Source organism: Pseudomonas sp. HMSC08G10 (assembly GCF_001808425.1).
Classification (GTDB): domain Bacteria; phylum Pseudomonadota; class Gammaproteobacteria; order Pseudomonadales; family Pseudomonadaceae; genus Aquipseudomonas; species Aquipseudomonas guariconensis.
The window spans coordinates 22248-41397 of record NZ_KV793325.1; the positions used below are offsets into that span (position 1 = coordinate 22248).

Here is a 19150-nt window from a genome sequence, read left to right on the forward strand (position 1 = left end):
ACAGCGCAGGGTCACGCGTGTGACAGGAGCCGCCGTCAGCCTTCGGTGCCCTGCCCGATCAACACGCCATCGACTTTTTGCCCATAAAGGTTCACGCCATCGTTGGCATGGAACTTCAGCCGGGTTTTCTCGATGGAACCTTCCACCAGCCGCGGATCCTGTGGCCGCTCATGGCGGTTGATCCAGGCTGCCACGTCCCAGGCCTGCTGATCGCTCAGGCTGCCGGGGCGGCCTAGGGGCATGTTGTGCTTGATGAACGAAGCGGCCGTGTTGATCCGGTGCATGCCGGCCCCCCAGTTGTAGGAATCCCGCCCCCACAACGGTGGCATCACATACTCGCCTGCCACTTTCTGTCCCTGGCCCTGGTCACCGTGGCAGATCGCACATTGCTCGCCGTAAACCTGCTCGCCACGCTTGAAGTCATAGCCGCCAGCCGGTGGCGCTACTTCCGGGTAACCGCGCCCCGGTGTTTCCACACCCGTAGGCGCCTGGGTCGACAGCCAGTAGGCGTAGACGCTTAGGGCTGTCATCTGTGGGCTGTCGGCCGCCGGCGGCGTGCCGTTCATGCTGAACTGGAAGCAGCCTTGGACACGTTCGGCAAAAGTGTTGACCTTGTCGTTCTTCTTGCGATACGCCGGATACATCGGATACGCACCCCACAGCGGCGCGGAATATGCCAGGCGCCCTTGGTCGAGGTGGCAGTTGCTGCAGTTCATGCCGTTGCCGACCGCTTCAGGCATCAGCCGGCGCGTGTCGACGAACAGCGCATGGCCTTCGCGGACCATCTTGCCGAAGGCGTTGTCCGGCAGGTCACGTTCAGACGGCGGGGTGAACATCGCAGACGCCTGGCTGTCAGGGACCTTGAGCTGGGACTGGTCTTCCATGGCGATGGGAGCTGCCTGGGCGCTGCCCAAGGCCAACAGCAACAGGCTCGGGATCATCGGCTTCATGGCTTGGCCTCCTGACGGACGGGCTGGGCGAAGAACGCGGCGATGGCCTTGACCTCCTCCTCGGTCATGGCCTTGGCCACGCCGACCATCAATTGGTTGGGGTCGTTGCTGCGACTGCCGTCGCGCCAGGCGTTGAGCTGTGCGGTCAAGTAGCCTGCCGGTTGTCCGGCCAGCGGCGGGAAGTGCTCGCCGACACCAACGCCACCAGGCCCATGGCATTGCACGCAACCGGGTATCTGCCGGCTCCAATCGCCATAGAGGGCCAGGCGGGACACTGGATCATTGGCGATCTGCTGGCGGCGAAAGTCGGGGGCCGGGTCGGCCGGCAAGCTGGCCAGGTAGGTGCTGACGGCGGTGATTTCGTCTTCGTCCAACGCCTTGGCGAGCGGCTCCATGACCGCTTGCTTGCGACTACCACTGCGAAAATCCGCCAGTTGTTTGCTCAGATAACTCGCTGGCAGGCCGGCCAGGCGCGGAAAGCCTGCGGCGGCGATGCCTTTACCATCCGGTCCGTGGCAGCCCAGGCAAGCCATGGCGGCGGGGTTGTGCCCACCTTGGGTGAAGATCTTCTGGCCATCGACGGCATGCGCCGAAGGCCAGGCCAGGATCAGCAAACTGCCGATCACGACGCGACTCAACGGTGTGTTCACGGGACGCTCCATTTCCTTGTTATAAGCTTAGGCTTAAACGATATAAGCCCATGAAGAGTAGGCCTATCCCCGGATACCGACAACGATCACCGGGCAAGAAAATGGCATTGCGCCTGCTAACTGCTCATTTGCTGAGCTGGATCAAGTTCCGGAGATGCACTGGGTCGCAGCGGTGCGCACATCGCCCAGGCGCAGCGGGAAATTGTTCAGCCGCTCGTGAAGTTTGATGCTGCTGCCACTGCCACGTTTGTCGATGTCCACCAGGGCAGCAGGACCGACGCTTGTCGGCACTTTCTGTGGAACGATCAAGCGCAGGCCATCACCACGCGCCTCTTCAACCAGTGGGTCACGGCTATCTGCCAGCTTGCTCTTGACGCAATCGGCGTATTGGCGCGGCGTCTTGCCGGAGATGACATCCAAGGTTTCGCGCGATTGCTCCAGCTCCGAAACACTGACACAGCCGCCCAATGCCAACAGCATCGCGGGCACCAACCACTTCATTCGCATTACCCCTTCCTTCATCGAGAAACGCTTCGACCACTGTCGGGCTGATTTGCTCCCTGCTTTGGCAGATTTATCTTGGGCCCGACCATCTCGCGCGCAAGTCTACCCTGACATCGTGGTATCGTTCATGTTTGCAGAACCAATCCTTGCGGAGCACCTCATGAAATTCGTACACCAGCGCGAGCACCTGAACGAGGACGACGTGGTCGTCATCGAGTGCTCCCAGCGCTGCAACATCCGCCTGATGAATGACGCCAACTTCCGCAGCTTCAAGAACGGCGGCCGGCACACCTACCACGGTGGCCACTTCATCAAGTTCCCAGCCAAGATCACCGTACCCAGCACCGGCTTCTGGAATATCACCATCGACACCGTGAGCCCGCGCCCGATCTCGGTGACTCGCAAGCCGACCTTCACCCACAAGATCAAGATCATCCGCCGCTCGTCGTCCAAACTCGTCTAAGGCCCGTCATGACTCAAACCATCAAATACGTGATCAAGTACAAGCTCGACGGCGAGCGCCGTTGGGACTTTGCCCTGATGCCTGACGCCTCCCATGAGCAGGCGCTCGAAGCGCTGCGCAAGATCCACGGCGACGATGCCGAGAAGATCAGCGACATCCAAGTCAGCAAGGCCCTGTAAACCCGCCCCACCGTCATCAAGGAGTAGCGCATGAGCACCTGGCCCGACCGTCGTATCCTCGACCTACTGGGCATCCAGTTGCCCATACTCCAAGCGCCCATGGCCGGTGCCAGCGGCTCGGCCATGGCCATTGCCGTCGGCAATGCCGGCGGGCTGGGCGCCCTGCCCTGTGCCATGCTCACCGCCGAGCAGCTCCACGGCGAAGTGCAAGCCTTTCGTGCCAGTTGCCAGGGGCCACTGAATCTCAATTTCTTCTGCCATCAGCCGCCAATGCCTGACCCGGTGCGCGACGCGCGCTGGAAACAAGCGCTCAAGCCCTATTACGACGAGGTCGGGGCGGATTTCGAGGCGCCTACGCCGGTATCCAACCGGGCGCCATTCGACGAGCAGAGTTGCCAATGGGTGGAGCAATTGCGTCCTGAGGTGGTGAGCTTTCATTTCGGCCTGCCCCAGGTCGAACTGCTGCAACGAGTGAAGGCCAGCGGTGCCAAGGTGTTGTCTAGCGCCACCACGGTGGAAGAAGCCCTTTGGCTGGAGGCCAATGGCTGCGATGCGATCATCGCCATGGGCTACGAGGCCGGCGGGCATCGAGGCATGTTCCTGAGCGACGACATCACCAGCCAGATCGGTACCTTCGCGTTGGTGCCTCAAGTGGTGGATGCCGTGCGCATCCCGGTGATCGCGGCAGGCGGCATCGGTGATCATCGCGGACTGGTCGCCGCCCTGGCACTGGGCGCTTCGGCGGTGCAAATCGGCACCGCTTACCTGTTCTGCCCCGAAGCCAAGGTATCAGCGGCCCATCGCCATGCGCTGGACAACGCGCCGGCCAGCGATACGGCCCTGACCAACCTGTTCACCGGACGTCCAGCGCGAGGCATCAACAACCGTATCATGCGCGAGCTGGGGCCGATGAGCCCGCTGGCGCCGCGCTTCCCACTCGCCGGCGGCGCCTTGATGCCGCTCAGGGCGATCCGTGACCCACAGGGCAACAGCGATTTCAGCAACCTGTGGGCCGGCCAGGCACTGCGCCTGGGGCGGCACCGCTCGGCCAGCGAGCTGACCTTAGAGATCGCCAACAAAGCGCTGGAGCAGCTCGGGCGCTGAACTGCCCCCTGATTGACGCCATCGCGAGGCAAGCCCGCTCCGCATCGTGCCTCTTCCTGTCCGGCGGCCTATCGCTATATAGTCAGCACCATAACGATACCCCCAAGGAGCCCCTCTGCATGCTCATCCGCCTGTCCACTTTGGCCGCTGGCGTCCTGGCCGGCCTGATTACGCTCAATAGCGCCTGGGCTGATGAAGTCCAAGTGGCCGTCGCAGCCAACTTCACCGCGCCCCTCCAGGCCATCGCCAAGGATTTCGAGAAAGACACCGGCCACAAGCTGGTGGTCGCCTCCGGCGCCACCGGCCAGTTCTATGCACAGATCAAGAACGGCGCCCCCTTTGACGTCTTCCTCGCCGCCGACGACAGCACGCCGGCCAAGCTCGAGCAGGAAAAGGCCATTGTCCCCGGCTCGCGCTTCACCTATGCCATCGGCACCCTGGCTCTGTGGTCGGCCAAACCTGGATATGTGGATGACAAAGGCGAGATCCTCAAGCAGAACACCTTTCAGCACCTGGCTATCGCTAACCCCAAGACCGCCCCCTATGGCTTGGCCGCCACCCAAGTGCTGGACAAGCTCAATTTGACCGAAACCACCCAGGCCAAGCTGGTCGAGGGCCAGAACATCACCCAGGCCTTCCAGTTCGTCTCCACGGGCAATGCCGAGCTCGGCTTCGTCGCCCTGTCGCAGATCTACAAGGATGGCAAGTTGCAGAGCGGCTCGGCCTGGATCGTGCCGGCGCCGTTGCACGAGCCGATCCGCCAGGACGCGGTGATTCTCGAAAAGGGCAAGGACAACCCGGCCGCCAAGGCCCTGTTCGATTACCTCAAGGGCCCGAAAGCGGCTGCGGTGATCAAGTCCTACGGGTATGACCTCTGATGCCACTGGACGCCAGCGACCTGGGTGCGATCTGGCTGACCATCAAACTGGCCAGCCTGACCACCTTGATCCTGTTGGTGCTGGGCACGCCCATCGCCTGGTGGCTGGCGCGGACACGCTCATGGCTGCGTGGTCCTATCGGTGCGGTGGTGGCCCTGCCGCTGGTACTGCCGCCCACGGTGATCGGCTTCTATCTACTGATCGCCCTCGGCCCGCACGGCTGGCTAGGCCAGGCTACCCAGGCATTGGGGCTGGGCAGCGTGGTATTCAGCTTCAGCGGGTTGGTGATCGGCTCAGTGGTGTATTCCATGCCCTTCGTGGTCCAGCCGCTGCAAAATGCCTTCGCCACCATCGGCCAGCGCCCGCTGGAAGTTGCCGCGACCTTGCGCGCCAGCCCCTGGGACACCTTCGTCCATGTGGTATTGCCGCTCGCCCGGCCCGGTTTTGTCACCGCCAGTGTCCTTGGTTTCGCCCATACTGTCGGTGAGTTCGGCGTGGTCTTGATGATCGGCGGCAACATCCCCGACAAGACCCGCGTGGTCTCGGTGCAGATCTTCGATCATGTCGAGGCCATGGCCTATCCGCAGGCGCATTGGCTGGCAGGCGTCATGCTGGTGTTTTCCTTCTTGGTGCTGCTGATGCTCTATGCAGGTCGCCGTGCAAAAGCAGGCTGGAGCTGAAATGCCTTCGTCGATCCTGGCGCGCCTGGACCTGGCGCGCGGCGAGTTCAATCTGAACGTCGACCTGAATCTGCCTGGACGCGGCGTCAGTGCCCTGTTCGGCCATTCAGGCTCGGGCAAGACATCCTGCCTGCGCTGTCTGGCGGGCCTGGAGCGCGCCCGGCACGCCTACATCGAAGTCAACGGCGAAGTCTGGGAAGACAGCGCCAACGGCTATTTCCTGGCACCGCACAAACGGCCGGTGGGTTACGTGTTCCAGGAGGCCAGCTTATTCCCTCATCTGTCGGTGCGCGGCAATCTGGAGTTCGGCTGGCGACGCATCCCCAGCACCGACCGCAAGGTCAGCCTGGCTCATGCCTGCGAGCTGCTGGGCATCGCTGCTCTGCTCGAGCGCCGTCCCGCGACCCTCTCAGGCGGCGAGGCTCAACGGGTCGGCATCGCCCGCGCCCTGCTCAGCAGCCCACGCCTGCTTCTGATGGATGAGCCGCTGGCTGCCCTGGACGCTCCGCGCAAACGCGAGATCCTGCCGTACCTGGAGCGTTTGCATGATGAACTGGAGATCCCCGTGGTGTACGTCAGTCATGCCCAAGATGAAGTGGCGCGCCTGGCCGACCATCTTGTGCTACTGGAACAGGGCCAGGCACTGGCCAGCGGCCCGATCAGCGAAACCCTGGCGAGGCTCGACCTGCCCTTGGCTCAAGGCGAGGATGCCGGTGTAGTGCTCGAAGGAATGGTCGCCGGTCATGACCCGCACTATGGGCTGTTCGATCTGCGCCTGATGGGCGACTGCGCGCCCACACTGCGCATCGCCCATCCCGCCTTGGTGATCGGCAGCACCTTGAGGCTCAAGGTACAGGCACGCGATGTCAGCCTGGCGCTGGCCGCCGACAGCACCTCAAGCATTCTCAACCGCCTGCCTGTACAGGTCGTTCAATGCCGCCCTGCCGACAATCCGGCCCATGTACTGGTGAGCCTGGACGCGGCGGGCAATGCCCTGCTGGCGCGCATCACCCGCTATTCGGCGGACCAGCTTGACTTGCACCCCGGGCAGACACTGTGGGCGCAGATCAAGTCGGTGGCGCTGCTGGGCTGAGCATTGACCGGACAGCCGTTGTCCATTGTCCTATGACTGGTCGATGGACATTGCCCCATGCTCGATTGCCCACTGCCCCAAGCCCTGCACTATGTCGACGACAGCCAACCGGGGCTGACTCGGCGTCGCTGGCGCGACCGCTTTCATTACTTCGACACCGATGGCAAACGCATACACGACGCCCAGACGCTGGCCCGCATCGCCGCCCTGGCGATCCCGCCAGCCTATACCGCCGTCTGGATCTGCCCCGATCCCCAGGGCCATTTGCAAGCCACCGGGCGCGACGCCCGAGGACGCAAGCAGTATCGCTACCACGCCCAATGGCGTGAACTGCGCGACCAGCACAAGTACGATCGCATGCTGGCCTTTGCCCAAGCGTTGCCCAAGCTGCGCCGGCAACTGGATAGCCATCTGGCGCGCCCCGGCCTGGACCGAGAAAAAGTCATGGCCTTGGTGGTCAGCCTGCTCGACACCACGCTGATCCGAATCGGCAACCGCCAGTACCTGCGGGAAAACAATTCCTACGGCCTGACCACCTTGCGCAACCGGCATGTACAGGTCCAAGGCAGTACCGTGCGCTTTCAGTTCCGCGGCAAACGGGGCGTCGAACATGATGTCAGCCTGCGCGACCGACGCCTGGCGCGGCTGATCAAGCGCTGCCTGGAGCTTCCGGGACAGACCTTGTTCCAGTATCTGGACGAACAGGGCCAGCGACATGCCGTGGGTTCGAGCGAGGTCAATCAGTTCCTGCAGCAGCTCACGGGTGCTGACTTCACCGCCAAGGACTACCGCACCTGGGCTGGCAGCGCACTTGCCCTGGACCTGTTGCGCCCCCTGGCCTGGCAACCGGAAAGCGAGGCCCGCCGCCAGGTTGCCGCTATCGTCCGACAGGTGGCCACGCGCCTGGGCAATACGCCTGCGGTGTGTCGACGCTGCTATATCCACCCGGCGGTGCTGGAGCATTATCAGCTCGGCCGACTGGCCACCTTGCCCAAAGCCAGGGCGCGCCAAGGCCTGGAGGCGGAGGAAACCGCCTTACTTCGCTTCCTGCAATTACTAGGGGATTAATCGGTGATTACTCGCTTCTATTTGCGCTATCAAACAGAGAAATTTCCCATCTGGGCGTAAGCCCCCTATCCTTGCCAGCGAGCACCTTCGCTGATCGGCCGCCTTGGCCGTTTCGGCACCTGCGACTAAAGACAGATAACAGAATTTATCTGCGCGGGAATTACTCTTCGCGGAAAGCGTCTTTAATGAGAAGGAAGAGGGACAAGCTCCCGCCGCCGCGGTAAATGGCCGCGCGGATTTCATCATTACCAAGGAGAACTACATGCTGATACTCACCCGCAAGGTTGGCGAAAGCATCGTCATCGACGATGACATCAAAGTAACCATTCTGGGAGTCAAAGGGATGCAAGTGAGGATCGGCATCGATGCGCCAAAGGATGTACAGGTTCATCGTGAAGAGATCTTCAAGCGTATCCAGGCCGGCAACCCTGCTCCGGAGAAGAACGACGACCAGCACTGAACAACCTTGCTTCAAGTCGCACGGACGCGCTTGACCGTTCAGCCCGCTCACGCGGGCGGCCAGGCCTCAGGTGTCTAGCAGTTCCCGCACCTTGGCGATCATCCTGTCCATGTCGAAGGGTTTGTCGAAAACCGCAACGAACAACTCGGGGCAAATGCGTCCCTGGTTGGCCTGTGCGCCGCTCATGAGAATCACTGGCAGGTCAGGTAGCTGCAGTTCATCGCGGATCGCCTTGACCAGTTCCTCGCCATTGAGCAGCGGCATCATGTAGTCGGTGATCACCAACTCTACCCGCTTTTCCTTGAGCGCCTCCAAAGCCTTGCGGCCATTGCTCGCCTTCTCCACCAGAAAGCCTTCATCCTCCAACGCGAATCCGAGGATATCGGCTATCAGGTATTCATCGTCGACGATCAGGATTGTGTTCATCGTCCTATTCCATCAGTCGCTCCCCTGGGGCACGGGCGTGCCGCTCAACACGCCGCATGCACCTTTGAAGGCCTTGCGCAAAACAACTCCCTGAGGACCGATGCACAGCTCATGCAGCGCCGGGTCATGATGGCTATCGCGCACCTTGAGCACCGAGACCATGCGCCGCAACTGCGAATCCAGTTCGACGAAACGCATCAAGAGCAAGTTGTCGACGAGGCTCGAAAGATCTGGCGCTGGTGCAGTGATCTCCGAGCCGAAGATATCGCGCATCTCCCAGGTCAGCAGCACGCTGACGTCACGGGCACGTAACTCACCGGTCAGGGCACGGAAGAAGGCATTGAGCCGGGCAGGGTCGAACGCCAGGCGACTGAACGCGCCCAGGCTGTCGATCACCACCCGCTGGGCGCCCAGAGTCTCGACACGCTCGAGCAAGTATCCGCCAAGCTGGTCCAATAGCCCTTCGGTGGTGGTTTGCCAACAGAACGCCAGGCTACCTTCGCGTTCACGCTTGGCGAGGTCATGCCCCAGCGCAGCGGCCTTCAGGCGCAGCCGGGCCGGTGTTTCGTAGAAGCCAAAGTGCAGGCCCGGGGCCTGGGGAGTGCAGGGCCCGAGGAACGCCAGGCCTAACGATGTCTTGCCGATCCCCGAAGGCCCCATGACCAGGCTGACCGAGCCCTTGGCCACACCACCGCCGAGCATTTCGTCCAACGTGGCGATACCGGTACCGACCCGCGTCAGCGTATCGCTTCCCATCTGACTGGGGTGGCTGTATAGCGCCTCCAGGCGAGGAAACACCTGCAGACCGGCCTGGTCGATCAGGCACTCATGCAGCCCGGAAAGTGCGCCACTGCCACGCGTCTTGCGCAACTGGACCTGGCGCACCGCCCGGCTGCCTAGCAGTTGTTCGCCCAACTCGATCACCCCATCGACCATGGTGTGCTCTGGACTGCCCTCTTGCAGTCGGGCGCTGGTCAACAACAGCACGGTACATCCGGCAAAGGCGGCGTGCCCTTGCAGTTCGGAGACGAACTTCTTGGTATCGAGGCTGGTTTCCGCACGGACCCGAGCGTTGAGCAGCCCATCGACGATGAGCAGGCTGGCCTGCTGACGGGCGATCTCCTGGCGTAACAACCTGACCACCGCATCGAGCCCTTCCTGCTCCAAGGTATCGAAGGCACTGACGAACTGGATTGAGTCGCCGACCAGCGCAGGATCGAAGAAGTCCAGCGTCGACAAGTATTGAAACAACCGCTCGTGGGACTCGCTGAGCAAGGTCGCCACCAACACGCGACCGCCGCTGCGCACATGATTGCATGCCAGCTGGTTGGCCAGAATGGTTTTGCCCGCACCCGGCGGTCCCTGGACGATATAGGAGGCCCCGGCGATCAGGCCGCCTTTGAGGAGCACGTCCAGTCCATCGATGCCTGTCGCCAATCGCTTGAGTGATTCTGCCATGGTGGTTACTCATTGAGACCCAGGGTCGGTGACGTCCGGGCATGCGGGCAGGTACAGACTCATGCAGGTACCCTCGCCTAACCGGCTGTCCACGCAGATAGCACCGTTGCACTGCCTGGCAAAGCCATAGACCTGGCTCAGTCCCAGACCTGTGCCCCGGCCAAAGGGCTTGGTGGTGAAAAAAGGCTCGAAGATTCGCGGCAGCACCTTCGGATCGATGCCTTGGCCTGTGTCCTGCACATCGAACCGCACAAAACGTCCTCGCAGCCCCTCCACCTCGCCAGACACCTCGACACAGGTGACGGCAAGACGAATGCGTCCCTCGCCGTCGATGGCATCACGGGCATTGAGCAGCAGGTTGAGCAAGACCATCTGCAGTTGCCCCGCGTCCGCTTCAATCGTGGGCAGGTCCGGCTGCAGGCATTCCTCAAGCACGATGCCTTGGGTCAGTCCATGCTGCAGAAGACCACGCGTGGCCTCGATCAGTTCAGCGGGGGCGATACGCGCCGCGCTCAATTGGCGATGACGGGCGAACGTCAGCAGTTGCCGGGTTAATTGCGTGCCCCGTTCCCCGGCATCGACAATATGTTCAAGCAGCCGGCGGATACGCTGCAAATCATCGCTACTCATGGCGAGCCGGGCGGCCCCGAGAATGATAGTCAACAGGTTGTTGAAGTCATGGGCCAGGCCACCGGTGAGTTGCCCCAGGGCCTCGAGTTTCTGGGCTTGGAATAGCTGGGCGCGGATGGCATCCAATTGCAGGGCCGACTCACGTCGGTCGGTGATGTCCCGGGTAACTTTGGCCAATCCGATGACCTGCCCCGTTTCGTCCCTTACCACATCCAGTGCTGCCAGGGCCCAGAATTGCGTGCCGTCCTTGCGCACGCGCCAGCCTTCATCCTGCGCCACACCCTGCTCCAAAGCCTGGCGCAACAAATGCTCCGGACGGCCTTCGGCCCGGTCCTGGTCGGTGAAGAACAGCGAAAAATGCTGGCCGATCACTTCCTCGGCACGGTAGCCCTTGATACGTTCGGCGCCTGGGTTCCAGGACACCACCGTGCCCGACAGGTCGAGCATATAGATGGCATAGTCCACCACCGATTGAACCAGCTGCTCATAACGGTTGGGCGGCATTTGCGGCTGATCGGAACGCTCATTGGAAACCATGCAGACTCCGCAGGCACTACCAGGGCCATCCACTGAGCGTAGTCAAAAGACCGGCACCCATGTAAGCCACAGACAAGCCTGGACGCGTCATGGTTCCCGTTCGGCCAGCAAAGAGTTGCAACGCGTTGGGCCTGAGCACGGACTTGCAAGGCTAAATGACAGCACTATAGCCCTTGGCCTATATGCTCCGGCCTTTGCAAAGCCAGGAACGAAGATGCTCGTCAATTTGCGCATGCAGCGCCTGCAAGATGACTCCAAAACACCGCCACCGAATTGGAAGTTGCCTGCCGCGGGCCTTTCCGGACACGCCCGGTACCTTCGCCATCGTGTACACGGACACGATACCCAGGCGATGGATGGCCATACCCAGGGCCTGAAATCCTCTGCCTGCACGCTGCGTCAGATCGCCCACGCATTAACCCCCTGAAACGGCAGGTGCGGTTGACTTGTCTATAACGGTGGGTTATAAAGCGCGCTTGATTGTCAGGCCCTTCTGCCTTGAAGCGCGCCGGTCGTGACGACCCTTTCAAGCGTGCGAGTGTGGTGGAATTGGTATACACAGCAGACTTAAAATCTGTCGGCGTGAGCCTTGCGGGTTCGAGTCCCGCCACTCGCACCACCTCCTTCTGAAAAGGCGCCCTTGCGGCGCCTTTTTCATGCCCAGCAAAACGTGTACCGACTGCTACAGTGGAACATGTCCCCGCTCACTGGAATGCCACCATGCGCTACTCCCTCTTCGATGGTCAACGCGACATCATCATCCTGCTCGCCCGTGTATTGCTGATGATCCTTTTCATCCTGTCCGGTTGGAGCAAACTGACCGGCTTTGAAGGCACGGTCAATTACATGAGCTCCCTCGGTGCCCCTGCGCCCATGCTCGCGGCGGCCATTGCCGTGATCATGGAGTTCGCCGTTGGCATCCTGCTGATCCTGGGCTTCTATACGCGGCCGCTGGCCTTCCTGTTCGCGTTGTTCGTGCTGGGCACTGCATTGATCGGGCATCCATACTGGAACATGGTCGACCCGGAGCGCAGCGCCAACATGACCCAGTTCCTTAAAAACATGAGCATCGTCGGCGGGCTGTTGCTGCTGGCGGTGAGCGGCGCAGGACGCTTCTCCCTGGACCGTCGCTGACAGCCACAACACTGGCACGACGACTTAATCGTCGACGTCGTCGTGCCAGGCGGGATGCTCCTCGTCATCGAAGTCATCCCGAAGCTCTTCATCTTCCTCGGCTTCGTCCAGCACTCCATGAGCGTCGGCTTCCGAATCGACATCCTCCTCCAGAAACTCGTGGTCGAGCAGATGATCGTGCTCGGGTTCGTGCAGGTCGTCTTCGTCGTGCATGGCTGGGCTCCCAGGGTCAAAGCAGGCCTGTATAGGCCGATCAACAGTCGCGGTCAATTGTTGACAGCTTAACGCTGGCTTAACCGCTCAACCGCTAGTCTCCAATCTCTCCCTTCAAACGTTCTTGCCCGCCACCTTGGCGGGCTTTTTTTGCCCATTCGGTCTCCCGGCGCAATCTTTGTGGGAACCATATGCCCTGCTTCGATGCTCGCAAATATGTGGACCTGTGTTTCATCAAGGAGAACCCGCATGACTGTGAACATCGACAACTTGATCATCACCACGCCTGCCCCTAAATCAGAAACCAACCCCGTGGCCCTGGAAGTCACCGGTGCCGTCGCCCTGGCTACGTTGAGTGAGTTTGTCGCGCGATTGCCCGATGGTTCCATTCGCCTGAGCGCCCCTACCAAGGGCGCGGCCAGCAAAAGCACACACCGTACCCGTTGCGAATGGAAGGAACCTGTCTATTGGGGCTTAGGCAGCGCCGCTACCCACCGTAACCACCAAACGTTCACGCTGCAGAAGGTCAACTCGTTACAAAAAGTGGTGATTTCACAACTGCACGTAAAGGACGATGACAGCCCACCGATCAAAGTGTTCTGGACCAAAGGCAAGCTCACTTATGGCTTTCGCTCCGAATTCAACCAGGCAACCGCACCCACGACCACCCTTCTGACCGAGGTGCCGCTGGGAACACCGTTCGAGATCCTCATCGAAGTCTCATCCAGCGGCTTAGTCATCCTCAGCGCAACCTGCAACGGCCGTACAGGCCGCTCTCCAGCACTTCAGTTGGCGAGCACATGGAGCGCAAAGAACTTTAACTTCCACGGCGGCGTGTACAACCAGATTGACTTTACCGACTCAACGCCCGTTGAAGACGGCTCGGTTTGCGTGATCAGTCGCCTTGAGCTGACTCATTTTTGAGAGTCATCGACAGTCTGTGAACAGGCGCTTCACGAATTTCTGACAATCGACTGGGCACACTGAGACTGCTTCGTACGTTCTTTCAACCCGCCTTCCTGGCGGGTTTTTCTTTTTCTGATCCCATTGCGCGACCACGCCTAAAACGTGACCCGCGTCACACCCTTTCACTTCGGATGGAACTTTTCAGAAACGTTCTGCTCCTTTTCCGCAGTACACCTGCGAAGCAGGCCTATTGACAGCATTGAATGTGCTGTGCATGCGGGTAATCTACACCCCTTGTTGAATCTTCTTCGAAGAATGGACTCCATGAAGCCTCTACCTCTTTTAACTGTTTCGGCGGGCCTGCTCGCCATGCTTCCTCTGTGGACGAACGCACAGCAGAACAGCCCTGCATGGGAACTGGAGCCGACCTCGTTTCTGGGTATCGATCTTCAGGGCGACTTCCTCAACCAAGTTGCTCCCTGCCCTGCCGATGTTGCCAGGCCAGACAAACCCTGCCGGGTCGCTACCGCCGACCCGAACCGCTTCGAGGTCCGAGGCTTGCCATACCTGCCCATTTCCCCAGGCTACGAACTGGTCGCCACGTTGGCAGGTGGCCGGGTGCAGGAACTGGTCTTCAGTGGCAATGCCAATAGCTTGAATCTGGTAACGGACCTGCTGATCGAGCAATTCGGCCAACCCACAAAGCAGGATAGCCATTGGATCAAGATGACTTCCGGGGCCTCCTATTTGGCCGAAGTGCTTTCGTGGCAAGGCGAAAAAGTGTCGATCAATTTCCAGCGTCAGGAAAAAGACCTCGGCAAGTATGCGGTGACCTTCTCCACCCTGCCCACAAAGGTGGTGAGCACCGACGAGACACCAGCCGACGCGCCCACAACTGACATATCCAAACTTTGAACCCGGTGCCGTGAAATCGCTTCACTTGCTAATTTCAAAAAGCATCTGACAGACAATCCGACGAGTCGACCACATGGGTGGCGTGGGCGGTGCGCGTTAGTAACCATCAATGCATTGGTAACCACTGGAGAGTCTGTCACACCCTTGTCACGCAACGTGATCATTATCGATCGAGCCAAAGGGACTTGGCCCCGTCTACCGAAACCCCGGCGCAGTGCCGGGGTTTTGCATTGGTGCACAATGCTGTGACTTAGGGCATCAATCCAGACACTCTCGTGCCGCTGTGCGCAGCTTATCGGTCGACAAGAAACTGCCTTTGTAGAACGTTGCGCGGCTTCCCTCATGGTACTTGACGATCTCAAGCACATCATCGGAAGTCACTGCGCTGGGCGCTGTGATGCGGTAACCATTGGAGATGGATTTTTGGGTGGTGAGCGGCGCCATGGCCTGCCATTTGGGCAGAACGCATGCTGCGTATGCCTCGGGGGTTTTGCTGGTTAGCTTGGTGCCGGTTGGCTGACCTGGCGATGCGCACCCAGCCAGCGTAACCAGCACTGCGGAACAAACGAGGACAGGAAGTCGATACATTTACGATAGATCCCTAGTGGCTAACGAATTCTAGCAATCAACATCGAAAGGACACCAATCCACGAAGGTAGAACAGCACGATTAGCGGATTCCCAAGGGGAAGGTTGGACGCGCGCTTTCACGATTTCTTCACAAAGCTGACTGTAAAGTCAACTTTGTTCATGTTGGGACATTCAGCCCGCTCCGGCGGGCCTTTTTCTAGCATTCCGTCACCCACCGGCCCTACAATCCTACGCAGTTGAAGGATCAGCACCCGTCACAGAGAGCCCGCCATGGAGCGGGCTTCTTGTTGCCTTACGATCAGCTGACAGGCCTAGATCATCTGAAGGCGATACCGACCAGCCTCAGTGACCACATCCTCTCCTTCATCACTAATCAAATAACGTTCACACATCATCTCCGTAGTGGAGAATCAGACTAACCCGCACCTGGGTAGAGCTTCGCCTGCTCCGGATCCAACATCTCAATCTCTCCGATTTGGTAGCGCCGAACGCGGCCAGGGCCGCATCCAACTCTCGGGAGCGCCTTCCATTCGACGCCCCGAGAACATTACAACGCGGATGCAGCACGCAGGGAACGGCACCGTAGATAGATGAGCAAGCCACGGGCGACACACAGTAGCGGCTTTATCAGAATTGTCTGATTAAGCTGAGGGCGGACACAACATAACTTAGACGATTCATTCAACGAGCCAATATACAACGCTTAATAACCAAGCAAGCTTTGTAACCTGCTACGCCGCCTAGAGTACGCCATACAACCTAGCTCATCAGCCCAGCGCTGGAGAACGCTTTACCTTCGCTTAAAAACCGAGCACCTAGCATTTAATTGAAAACACCCTGAGAGGTTTGGCAAATAATGAAGTCCCTCAGACTCTTGGCCACTTGGGCCTTACTAATAATTGCACCACCGTCTTCATTTGCAGCCTGCATTTTTTTGAAGGGCACTCGCAAAAACAAATATCGATAAGTATTCCTTCAAGCCTATCCATCCCTAGGGACGCAGCAAACAACACCATTATCTATGAGTCCCCGCCGCAAACCTTCTATGGAAACACCTCATACACATGTTCCACTACATTCACAACAGGAATAAAAAACAATGTAGGAAGCGACTCCGCAACGACATCCTATTTCCCGATTGGTAATACAGGACTGTCCTGGCAATGGATATACCAAAGCTCACCCTATATAGGATTCGGCGGCGGAAGCACTAGGAATCCGGGCGGATATGGATTCAACACCACAACAAATGCCCTACGCATCATTAAAACAGGCCGTATATCACCAGGCGCAACCATACCGGCCGGAACCCTGGGTTTATTCAGGTCGAGTCAGCAACTGTAAGGCCACTGGCAATGATTACTGATAAAAGCTCATCCATCATACTCCAATCATGCGAGACACCGAACATTGCTGTAGATATGGGCGAACACAATATAAGCACTTTCTCGAGCAACGGAAACTCCACCCCGCCCAAAAAATTTTATATAAAACTCAATAATTGCCCAAGCGGGATCCAGAAAGTCAACTACAGCTTATCCGCCACTGCAGATTCCCCGGCGGCGAATAGCGCACTCGGCATTATAAAGCTAAATAACAGCTCTACCGCCAAAGGCATTGCCCTTCAATTACTAGACGATCACTACACCCCATACAACTAGACACAACCTATGTGTTTAACGAATATTCAAGCGACGGCGGAAGCTTTTCCTTACCTTTGAATGCAAAATATATCCGTACACTACCGAATGCTGATGCTGGTCAATATGATAAAGGGATGAGCGCCGGCTCCGCCAACAGCGAGGTCACATTCATTATGAACTACTTGTGATCACTGCTTGGGACGAAACACTATCAGCAAACATCACGCCAACGGCTGAGCAGTTGCTCGGGGCTCTACGGCTTAAGCGTCAGACTTCGGGCACATAAAGACATCCTAGTTCCCGTCCTAGTGCATCAACCAAGGGGAGCGCCATGGACTTTTGCGACCTACAAGCCGTGCTGTTAGTGCGTCGCAATCAGGAAAAGGCTCGCGACTTCTATGCGGCAGACGAAATCTGGAACAAGGCTCCCATGCGCCCGGAGTACCCGGCTGGCCAGCACACCCGTCGATACGTTAAAGCGTCGGGCCATTGCCAAACCTTCAAATGAGGAGGCTTGGGACTGATGTGATTTTTCTAGGACTTCGGTATTTTTTGCGCGCAAATAAAAACCCCGCAGACGTTAATCTGCGGGGCTTTTGAATGGTGGAGGCCGAGGTCGGAATCGAACCGGCGTAGACGGATTTGCAATCCTATACAAGAATCCCCGTATTATGCAGCGTGCACTAAAAAATCAGTTCCAAAACGAAACGGGATTCGCTCGTCTGTAACCCGCATTCTACAAGGGTCGATGCTTCAGTTTTGGAACCGATTTTCGCCACTTTTGCGAGGCTCTTTCTCATGACGCAAAGCGAATTCTTCAAGCGCCTTGGCGCTCCACTTAAGAACACGAGGTGGTCATGGGGAGCTCACCGAGCGGATGGTGCTCTAGTCCTCAGAGTTTGGAAAGATCGCACACAGCAGTTCGACGGGCGCCCCTTCGCAATGCTCACGCATCACAATAGATACGCGGATAACCAAGGAAACCTCGGATACAAGGAGCGCAATGGTCACGTCGAGGAAATACGTGCTGGTACACCCTGCTATATGGTCATGTGCCAGGTTGAGGACATTACCGCCAGTCCCCGTCAGATCCGCAGCTTTGACCAAGACAACGTGTACCTTGGAGGGGCCTTGCATGAGTCCCAAGGGGACTGGTGGATCGAGATCGTTCAGCCTATCCCTGCAGCGGATCTGTTCACGCCAGTAATGCAGCAGTAGCGTTACAATCTCCCTCAAGGCCGCGGATTCAGCGGCCTTAGCCTTCATCGCGTCTAATACTTTTCATCGCGTTTCGGAGACTTTCGCCCAGTAAAGCCGAGAAGCTTCCACGCAGTTTTAGACAGCCAAATACCCCTTCCTCCGGCGTTCTGCCGACCTTATCCCCATTAAAAAATCAAACCCGCCCCGCTCTCACAGGTCCAAATGCTCAGCAGCCTGGATTGGCCAGGCCGTCCATCTGAGGTTCTTAAAATGGCTGATGATCTGTCGAACCGAGGCCCGCAAGATCGCTCCAGAATCAACATCGAGGAAAGCTGGGAGGTCAGATACTGGTCTCAAAAATTTGGCGTCACCGAGCAACAGCTAAAGGATGCAGTCAGGGCTGTTGGTCAAAGCGCTGAGGCGGTACAAAAGCAGCTTGGAAAATGATGGGGCGGGCGCAACAGCGCCCCTTCGTCGCACGGATTGGACCACACCTGCCACATGAAATACTGTATATACAAACAGTATTCGCTGGCCGATCATGCAAACCCTGCCCATCACCAAATCACAAGCTCTGGAGAAATGGACCAAAGAGCTGCAGAACGAGCATCTACGCCTGAGCGATCCAGAAGCCTTTCTCTCCATCGCTGACTGGCACCTGAGCGAAATGGAAAAGCTCAACCTCTTCGATCCGCTAGAACTCTATGAGATGCGGGAGCAAGCGCACGCGGCTTACTCCGCCGGCCTTGAGGAGCAGTTTGCCTATGAGCAGTACTGCCAGGCCTCCGCCTACAACGTGGTCCCGGATGGGGAGAACACGCGGATTGCAACCATCAGCCATGGTGTTTTTTCGTTCACGGATGCAAGCGGCATGCGAAGCATGCTCCCCGCTTACCACGGGCGAGTCATGGTCACCGAGGGGCGCGTGCATCTGGTAATGAGCCAGCCGAATTACTGCGTTCCGATATCCGGCCTACGCTTTGTGACGGGAGACGGCATTCCGTGCCAACTGGTCGAGACGGCGCGAATGTCCAATGGCAAATGGCTGACCGGGGTACAAGATCCAGATGCCTATCGGGCTTTGGTTGACCTGGCACAGGAAGCGTTCGAGCAAAAAGACTGGGTGCGGTATCGGATGCTGCGAGATCGTGCTCGCTACTCACCCTTCACCTGCTGCCCGACATGCCATGATTCGTTCGTTCAACGTGAGGATTGCGATGGGTGCGGCGGACTTGGATTCATCCCCGATAACTTGGGAGAGCCGGTATGTGCGGGAGACTGTCGCAATATCGAGGGCTGCACGACTTTGCCGACGCCTTGAACATGGATGGGGTATGGCGCAACAACATCGGTAATCAAGCCCTGGAGCGCTACAACGTGGCGCCCAGCACGCAGGTGGCCGTGTTGCGAATGGATGACGCAGGCCCGCGGGCGGACCTGGTGAGGTGGGGATGGCGGCCGCACTGGGC

General features: G+C 58.9%; 24 protein-coding genes and 1 tRNA gene. 17 read left to right on the forward strand and 8 right to left on the reverse strand.

Annotated features, from left to right (window positions below):
- Nucleotides 1-35: 35 nt before the first annotated feature.
- The 3 genes from HMPREF3173_RS18755 to HMPREF3173_RS18765 all read right to left on the reverse strand — a co-directional run bounded on the left by HMPREF3173_RS18755 (nt 36) and on the right by HMPREF3173_RS18765 (nt 2101).
- Nucleotides 36-950, reverse strand: coding sequence for a c-type cytochrome (locus HMPREF3173_RS18755; RefSeq protein WP_070575526.1), 915 nt, complete (start codon nt 948-950; stop codon nt 36-38).
- A complete protein-coding gene (locus HMPREF3173_RS18760) occupies nt 947-1600 on the reverse strand; it encodes a c-type cytochrome (protein ID WP_232092076.1) in 654 nt (217 codons plus the stop codon). Before HMPREF3173_RS18760 ends, HMPREF3173_RS18755 begins: the two co-directional genes overlap by 4 nt.
- A 141-nt stretch (nt 1601-1741) precedes the next feature.
- Nucleotides 1742-2101: a hypothetical protein gene (locus HMPREF3173_RS18765; protein ID WP_043211753.1), complete on the reverse strand. Its 360-nt coding sequence runs from the start codon at nt 2099-2101 to the stop codon at nt 1742-1744.
- A 163-nt stretch (nt 2102-2264) separates the two neighbouring features.
- Between HMPREF3173_RS18765 and HMPREF3173_RS18770 the strand changes: the two genes are divergently transcribed.
- From HMPREF3173_RS18770 to csrA, 8 genes are all read left to right on the forward strand, one after another.
- On the forward strand, nt 2265-2567 hold the full coding sequence (locus HMPREF3173_RS18770) for a DUF1883 domain-containing protein (protein WP_043211751.1): 303 nt from the start codon (nt 2265-2267) through the stop codon (nt 2565-2567).
- A gap of 8 nt (nt 2568-2575) precedes the next feature.
- A complete protein-coding gene (locus HMPREF3173_RS24645) occupies nt 2576-2746 on the forward strand; it encodes a hypothetical protein (protein WP_090344575.1) in 171 nt (56 codons plus the stop codon).
- A 30-nt stretch (nt 2747-2776) separates the two neighbouring features.
- Nucleotides 2777-3850 carry an NAD(P)H-dependent flavin oxidoreductase gene (locus HMPREF3173_RS18775; RefSeq protein WP_043211749.1) on the forward strand — a complete coding sequence of 358 codons (1074 nt, stop codon included), beginning with the start codon at nt 2777-2779 and terminating at the stop codon, nt 3848-3850.
- Between the two features lie 119 nt (nt 3851-3969).
- Nucleotides 3970-4728 (forward strand): molybdate ABC transporter substrate-binding protein, encoded by a 759-nt coding sequence (gene modA / locus HMPREF3173_RS18780; RefSeq protein WP_043211745.1) that lies wholly within the window; start codon nt 3970-3972, stop codon nt 4726-4728.
- Nucleotides 4728-5408, forward strand: a complete 681-nt coding sequence (gene modB, locus HMPREF3173_RS18785) for a molybdate ABC transporter permease subunit (protein ID WP_070575532.1) — start codon at nt 4728-4730, stop codon at nt 5406-5408. The genes modA and modB overlap by 1 nt, the downstream gene beginning before the upstream one ends.
- A 1-nt stretch (nt 5409) precedes the next feature.
- Entirely contained in the window at nt 5410-6501 is a 1092-nt protein-coding gene (gene modC, locus HMPREF3173_RS18790; RefSeq protein ID WP_070575535.1) for a molybdenum ABC transporter ATP-binding protein, read from the forward strand.
- 57 nt (nt 6502-6558) lie between these two features.
- A complete protein-coding gene (locus HMPREF3173_RS18795; RefSeq protein ID WP_070575538.1) occupies nt 6559-7569 on the forward strand; it encodes a DNA topoisomerase IB in 1011 nt (336 codons plus the stop codon).
- A 262-nt stretch (nt 7570-7831) separates the two neighbouring features.
- On the forward strand, nt 7832-8029 hold the full coding sequence (gene csrA, locus HMPREF3173_RS18800; protein ID WP_043211735.1) for a carbon storage regulator CsrA: 198 nt from the start codon (nt 7832-7834) through the stop codon (nt 8027-8029).
- A gap of 66 nt (nt 8030-8095) precedes the next feature.
- On the opposite strand, the gene HMPREF3173_RS18805 is transcribed toward csrA, so the two are convergent.
- From HMPREF3173_RS18805 to HMPREF3173_RS18815, 3 genes are read right to left on the reverse strand one after another with little or no spacing between them, the layout of a single operon-like run.
- Entirely contained in the window at nt 8096-8455 is a 360-nt protein-coding gene (locus HMPREF3173_RS18805; RefSeq protein ID WP_043211733.1) for a response regulator, read from the reverse strand.
- Between the two features lie 12 nt (nt 8456-8467).
- Nucleotides 8468-9913: an ATPase domain-containing protein gene (locus HMPREF3173_RS18810; protein ID WP_070575540.1), complete on the reverse strand. Its 1446-nt coding sequence runs from the start codon at nt 9911-9913 to the stop codon at nt 8468-8470.
- Between the two features lie 9 nt (nt 9914-9922).
- Complete coding sequence (locus HMPREF3173_RS18815; protein ID WP_070575543.1) at nt 9923-11080, reverse strand: two-component system sensor histidine kinase NtrB; 1158 nt, start codon at nt 11078-11080, stop codon at nt 9923-9925.
- Nucleotides 11081-11294: 214 nt separating this feature from the next.
- Here HMPREF3173_RS18815 and HMPREF3173_RS24440 point away from each other — a divergent pair, with 214 nt between their 5' ends.
- The 3 genes from HMPREF3173_RS24440 (at nt 11295) to HMPREF3173_RS18825 (ending at nt 12214) form a co-directional block, all read left to right on the forward strand.
- Entirely contained in the window at nt 11295-11507 is a 213-nt protein-coding gene (locus HMPREF3173_RS24440) for a hypothetical protein (protein WP_139146872.1), read from the forward strand.
- A 107-nt stretch (nt 11508-11614) separates the two neighbouring features.
- Nucleotides 11615-11699 (forward strand) — tRNA-Leu (locus HMPREF3173_RS18820).
- A gap of 101 nt (nt 11700-11800) precedes the next feature.
- The gene (locus HMPREF3173_RS18825; RefSeq protein ID WP_043211726.1) at nt 11801-12214 is read left to right on the forward strand and encodes a DoxX family protein; all 414 of its coding nucleotides are present in this window, start codon (nt 11801-11803) and stop codon (nt 12212-12214) included.
- 24 nt (nt 12215-12238) lie between these two features.
- Here the strand turns inward: HMPREF3173_RS18825 and HMPREF3173_RS18830 are convergent, their stop codons facing one another.
- Entirely contained in the window at nt 12239-12427 is a 189-nt protein-coding gene (locus tag HMPREF3173_RS18830) for a hypothetical protein (protein ID WP_070575546.1), read from the reverse strand.
- Between the two features lie 249 nt (nt 12428-12676).
- On the opposite strand from HMPREF3173_RS18830, the gene HMPREF3173_RS18835 reads away from it, so the two are divergent.
- Entirely contained in the window at nt 12677-13351 is a 675-nt protein-coding gene (locus tag HMPREF3173_RS18835; protein ID WP_070575550.1) for a polysaccharide lyase family 7 protein, read from the forward strand.
- A 306-nt stretch (nt 13352-13657) separates the two neighbouring features.
- A complete protein-coding gene (locus HMPREF3173_RS18840) occupies nt 13658-14248 on the forward strand; it encodes a hypothetical protein (protein ID WP_139146873.1) in 591 nt (196 codons plus the stop codon).
- A 258-nt stretch (nt 14249-14506) separates the two neighbouring features.
- Here the strand turns inward: HMPREF3173_RS18840 and HMPREF3173_RS18845 are convergent, their stop codons facing one another.
- The gene (locus HMPREF3173_RS18845) at nt 14507-14836 is read right to left on the reverse strand and encodes a hypothetical protein (RefSeq protein ID WP_070575557.1); all 330 of its coding nucleotides are present in this window, start codon (nt 14834-14836) and stop codon (nt 14507-14509) included.
- 1357 nt (nt 14837-16193) lie between these two features.
- On the opposite strand from HMPREF3173_RS18845, the gene HMPREF3173_RS25370 reads away from it, so the two are divergent.
- The 4 genes from HMPREF3173_RS25370 to HMPREF3173_RS25140 all read left to right on the forward strand — a co-directional run.
- On the forward strand, nt 16194-16499 hold the full coding sequence (locus HMPREF3173_RS25370) for a fimbrial protein (protein ID WP_139146874.1): 306 nt from the start codon (nt 16194-16196) through the stop codon (nt 16497-16499).
- Between the two features lie 1452 nt (nt 16500-17951).
- Nucleotides 17952-18128, forward strand: a complete 177-nt coding sequence (locus HMPREF3173_RS24115) for a DUF3606 domain-containing protein (protein ID WP_080642087.1) — start codon at nt 17952-17954, stop codon at nt 18126-18128.
- Between the two features lie 94 nt (nt 18129-18222).
- Nucleotides 18223-19002 carry a hypothetical protein gene (locus HMPREF3173_RS18855; RefSeq protein ID WP_070575562.1) on the forward strand — a complete coding sequence of 260 codons (780 nt, stop codon included), beginning with the start codon at nt 18223-18225 and terminating at the stop codon, nt 19000-19002.
- Nucleotides 18948-19150, forward strand: a 203-nt coding sequence (locus HMPREF3173_RS25140) for an SOS response-associated peptidase family protein (RefSeq protein ID WP_256544533.1), incomplete at its 3' end; no start/stop codon positions are given. The genes HMPREF3173_RS18855 and HMPREF3173_RS25140, both read left to right, overlap by 55 nt.

Coding starts and splice junctions, on each gene's coding strand:
- HMPREF3173_RS18810 (WP_070575540.1), bottom strand. CDS start 9,913: ATGGCAGAATCACTCAAGCGATTGGCGACAGGCATCGATGGACTGGAC.
- HMPREF3173_RS18825 (WP_043211726.1), top strand. CDS start 11,801: ATGCGCTACTCCCTCTTCGATGGTCAACGCGACATCATCATCCTGCTC.
- HMPREF3173_RS18815 (WP_070575543.1), bottom strand. CDS start 11,080: ATGGTTTCCAATGAGCGTTCCGATCAGCCGCAAATGCCGCCCAACCGT.
- HMPREF3173_RS18840 (WP_139146873.1), top strand. CDS start 13,658: ATGAAGCCTCTACCTCTTTTAACTGTTTCGGCGGGCCTGCTCGCCATG.
- HMPREF3173_RS18845 (WP_070575557.1), bottom strand. CDS start 14,836: ATGTATCGACTTCCTGTCCTCGTTTGTTCCGCAGTGCTGGTTACGCTG.
- csrA (WP_043211735.1), top strand. CDS start 7,832: ATGCTGATACTCACCCGCAAGGTTGGCGAAAGCATCGTCATCGACGAT.
- HMPREF3173_RS24645 (WP_090344575.1), top strand. CDS start 2,576: ATGACTCAAACCATCAAATACGTGATCAAGTACAAGCTCGACGGCGAG.
- HMPREF3173_RS24115 (WP_080642087.1), top strand. CDS start 17,952: ATGGCTGATGATCTGTCGAACCGAGGCCCGCAAGATCGCTCCAGAATC.
- HMPREF3173_RS18795 (WP_070575538.1), top strand. CDS start 6,559: ATGCTCGATTGCCCACTGCCCCAAGCCCTGCACTATGTCGACGACAGC.
- HMPREF3173_RS18830 (WP_070575546.1), bottom strand. CDS start 12,427: ATGCACGACGAAGACGACCTGCACGAACCCGAGCACGATCATCTGCTC.
- modC (WP_070575535.1), top strand. CDS start 5,410: ATGCCTTCGTCGATCCTGGCGCGCCTGGACCTGGCGCGCGGCGAGTTC.
- HMPREF3173_RS18755 (WP_070575526.1), bottom strand. CDS start 950: ATGAAGCCGATGATCCCGAGCCTGTTGCTGTTGGCCTTGGGCAGCGCC.
- HMPREF3173_RS18765 (WP_043211753.1), bottom strand. CDS start 2,101: ATGAAGTGGTTGGTGCCCGCGATGCTGTTGGCATTGGGCGGCTGTGTC.
- HMPREF3173_RS18805 (WP_043211733.1), bottom strand. CDS start 8,455: ATGAACACAATCCTGATCGTCGACGATGAATACCTGATAGCCGATATC.
- HMPREF3173_RS18835 (WP_070575550.1), top strand. CDS start 12,677: ATGACTGTGAACATCGACAACTTGATCATCACCACGCCTGCCCCTAAA.
- HMPREF3173_RS18775 (WP_043211749.1), top strand. CDS start 2,777: ATGAGCACCTGGCCCGACCGTCGTATCCTCGACCTACTGGGCATCCAG.
- HMPREF3173_RS18770 (WP_043211751.1), top strand. CDS start 2,265: ATGAAATTCGTACACCAGCGCGAGCACCTGAACGAGGACGACGTGGTC.
- HMPREF3173_RS25370 (WP_139146874.1), top strand. CDS start 16,194: ATGATTACTGATAAAAGCTCATCCATCATACTCCAATCATGCGAGACA.
- HMPREF3173_RS18855 (WP_070575562.1), top strand. CDS start 18,223: ATGCAAACCCTGCCCATCACCAAATCACAAGCTCTGGAGAAATGGACC.
- modB (WP_070575532.1), top strand. CDS start 4,728: ATGCCACTGGACGCCAGCGACCTGGGTGCGATCTGGCTGACCATCAAA.
- modA (WP_043211745.1), top strand. CDS start 3,970: ATGCTCATCCGCCTGTCCACTTTGGCCGCTGGCGTCCTGGCCGGCCTG.
- HMPREF3173_RS24440 (WP_139146872.1), top strand. CDS start 11,295: ATGCTCGTCAATTTGCGCATGCAGCGCCTGCAAGATGACTCCAAAACA.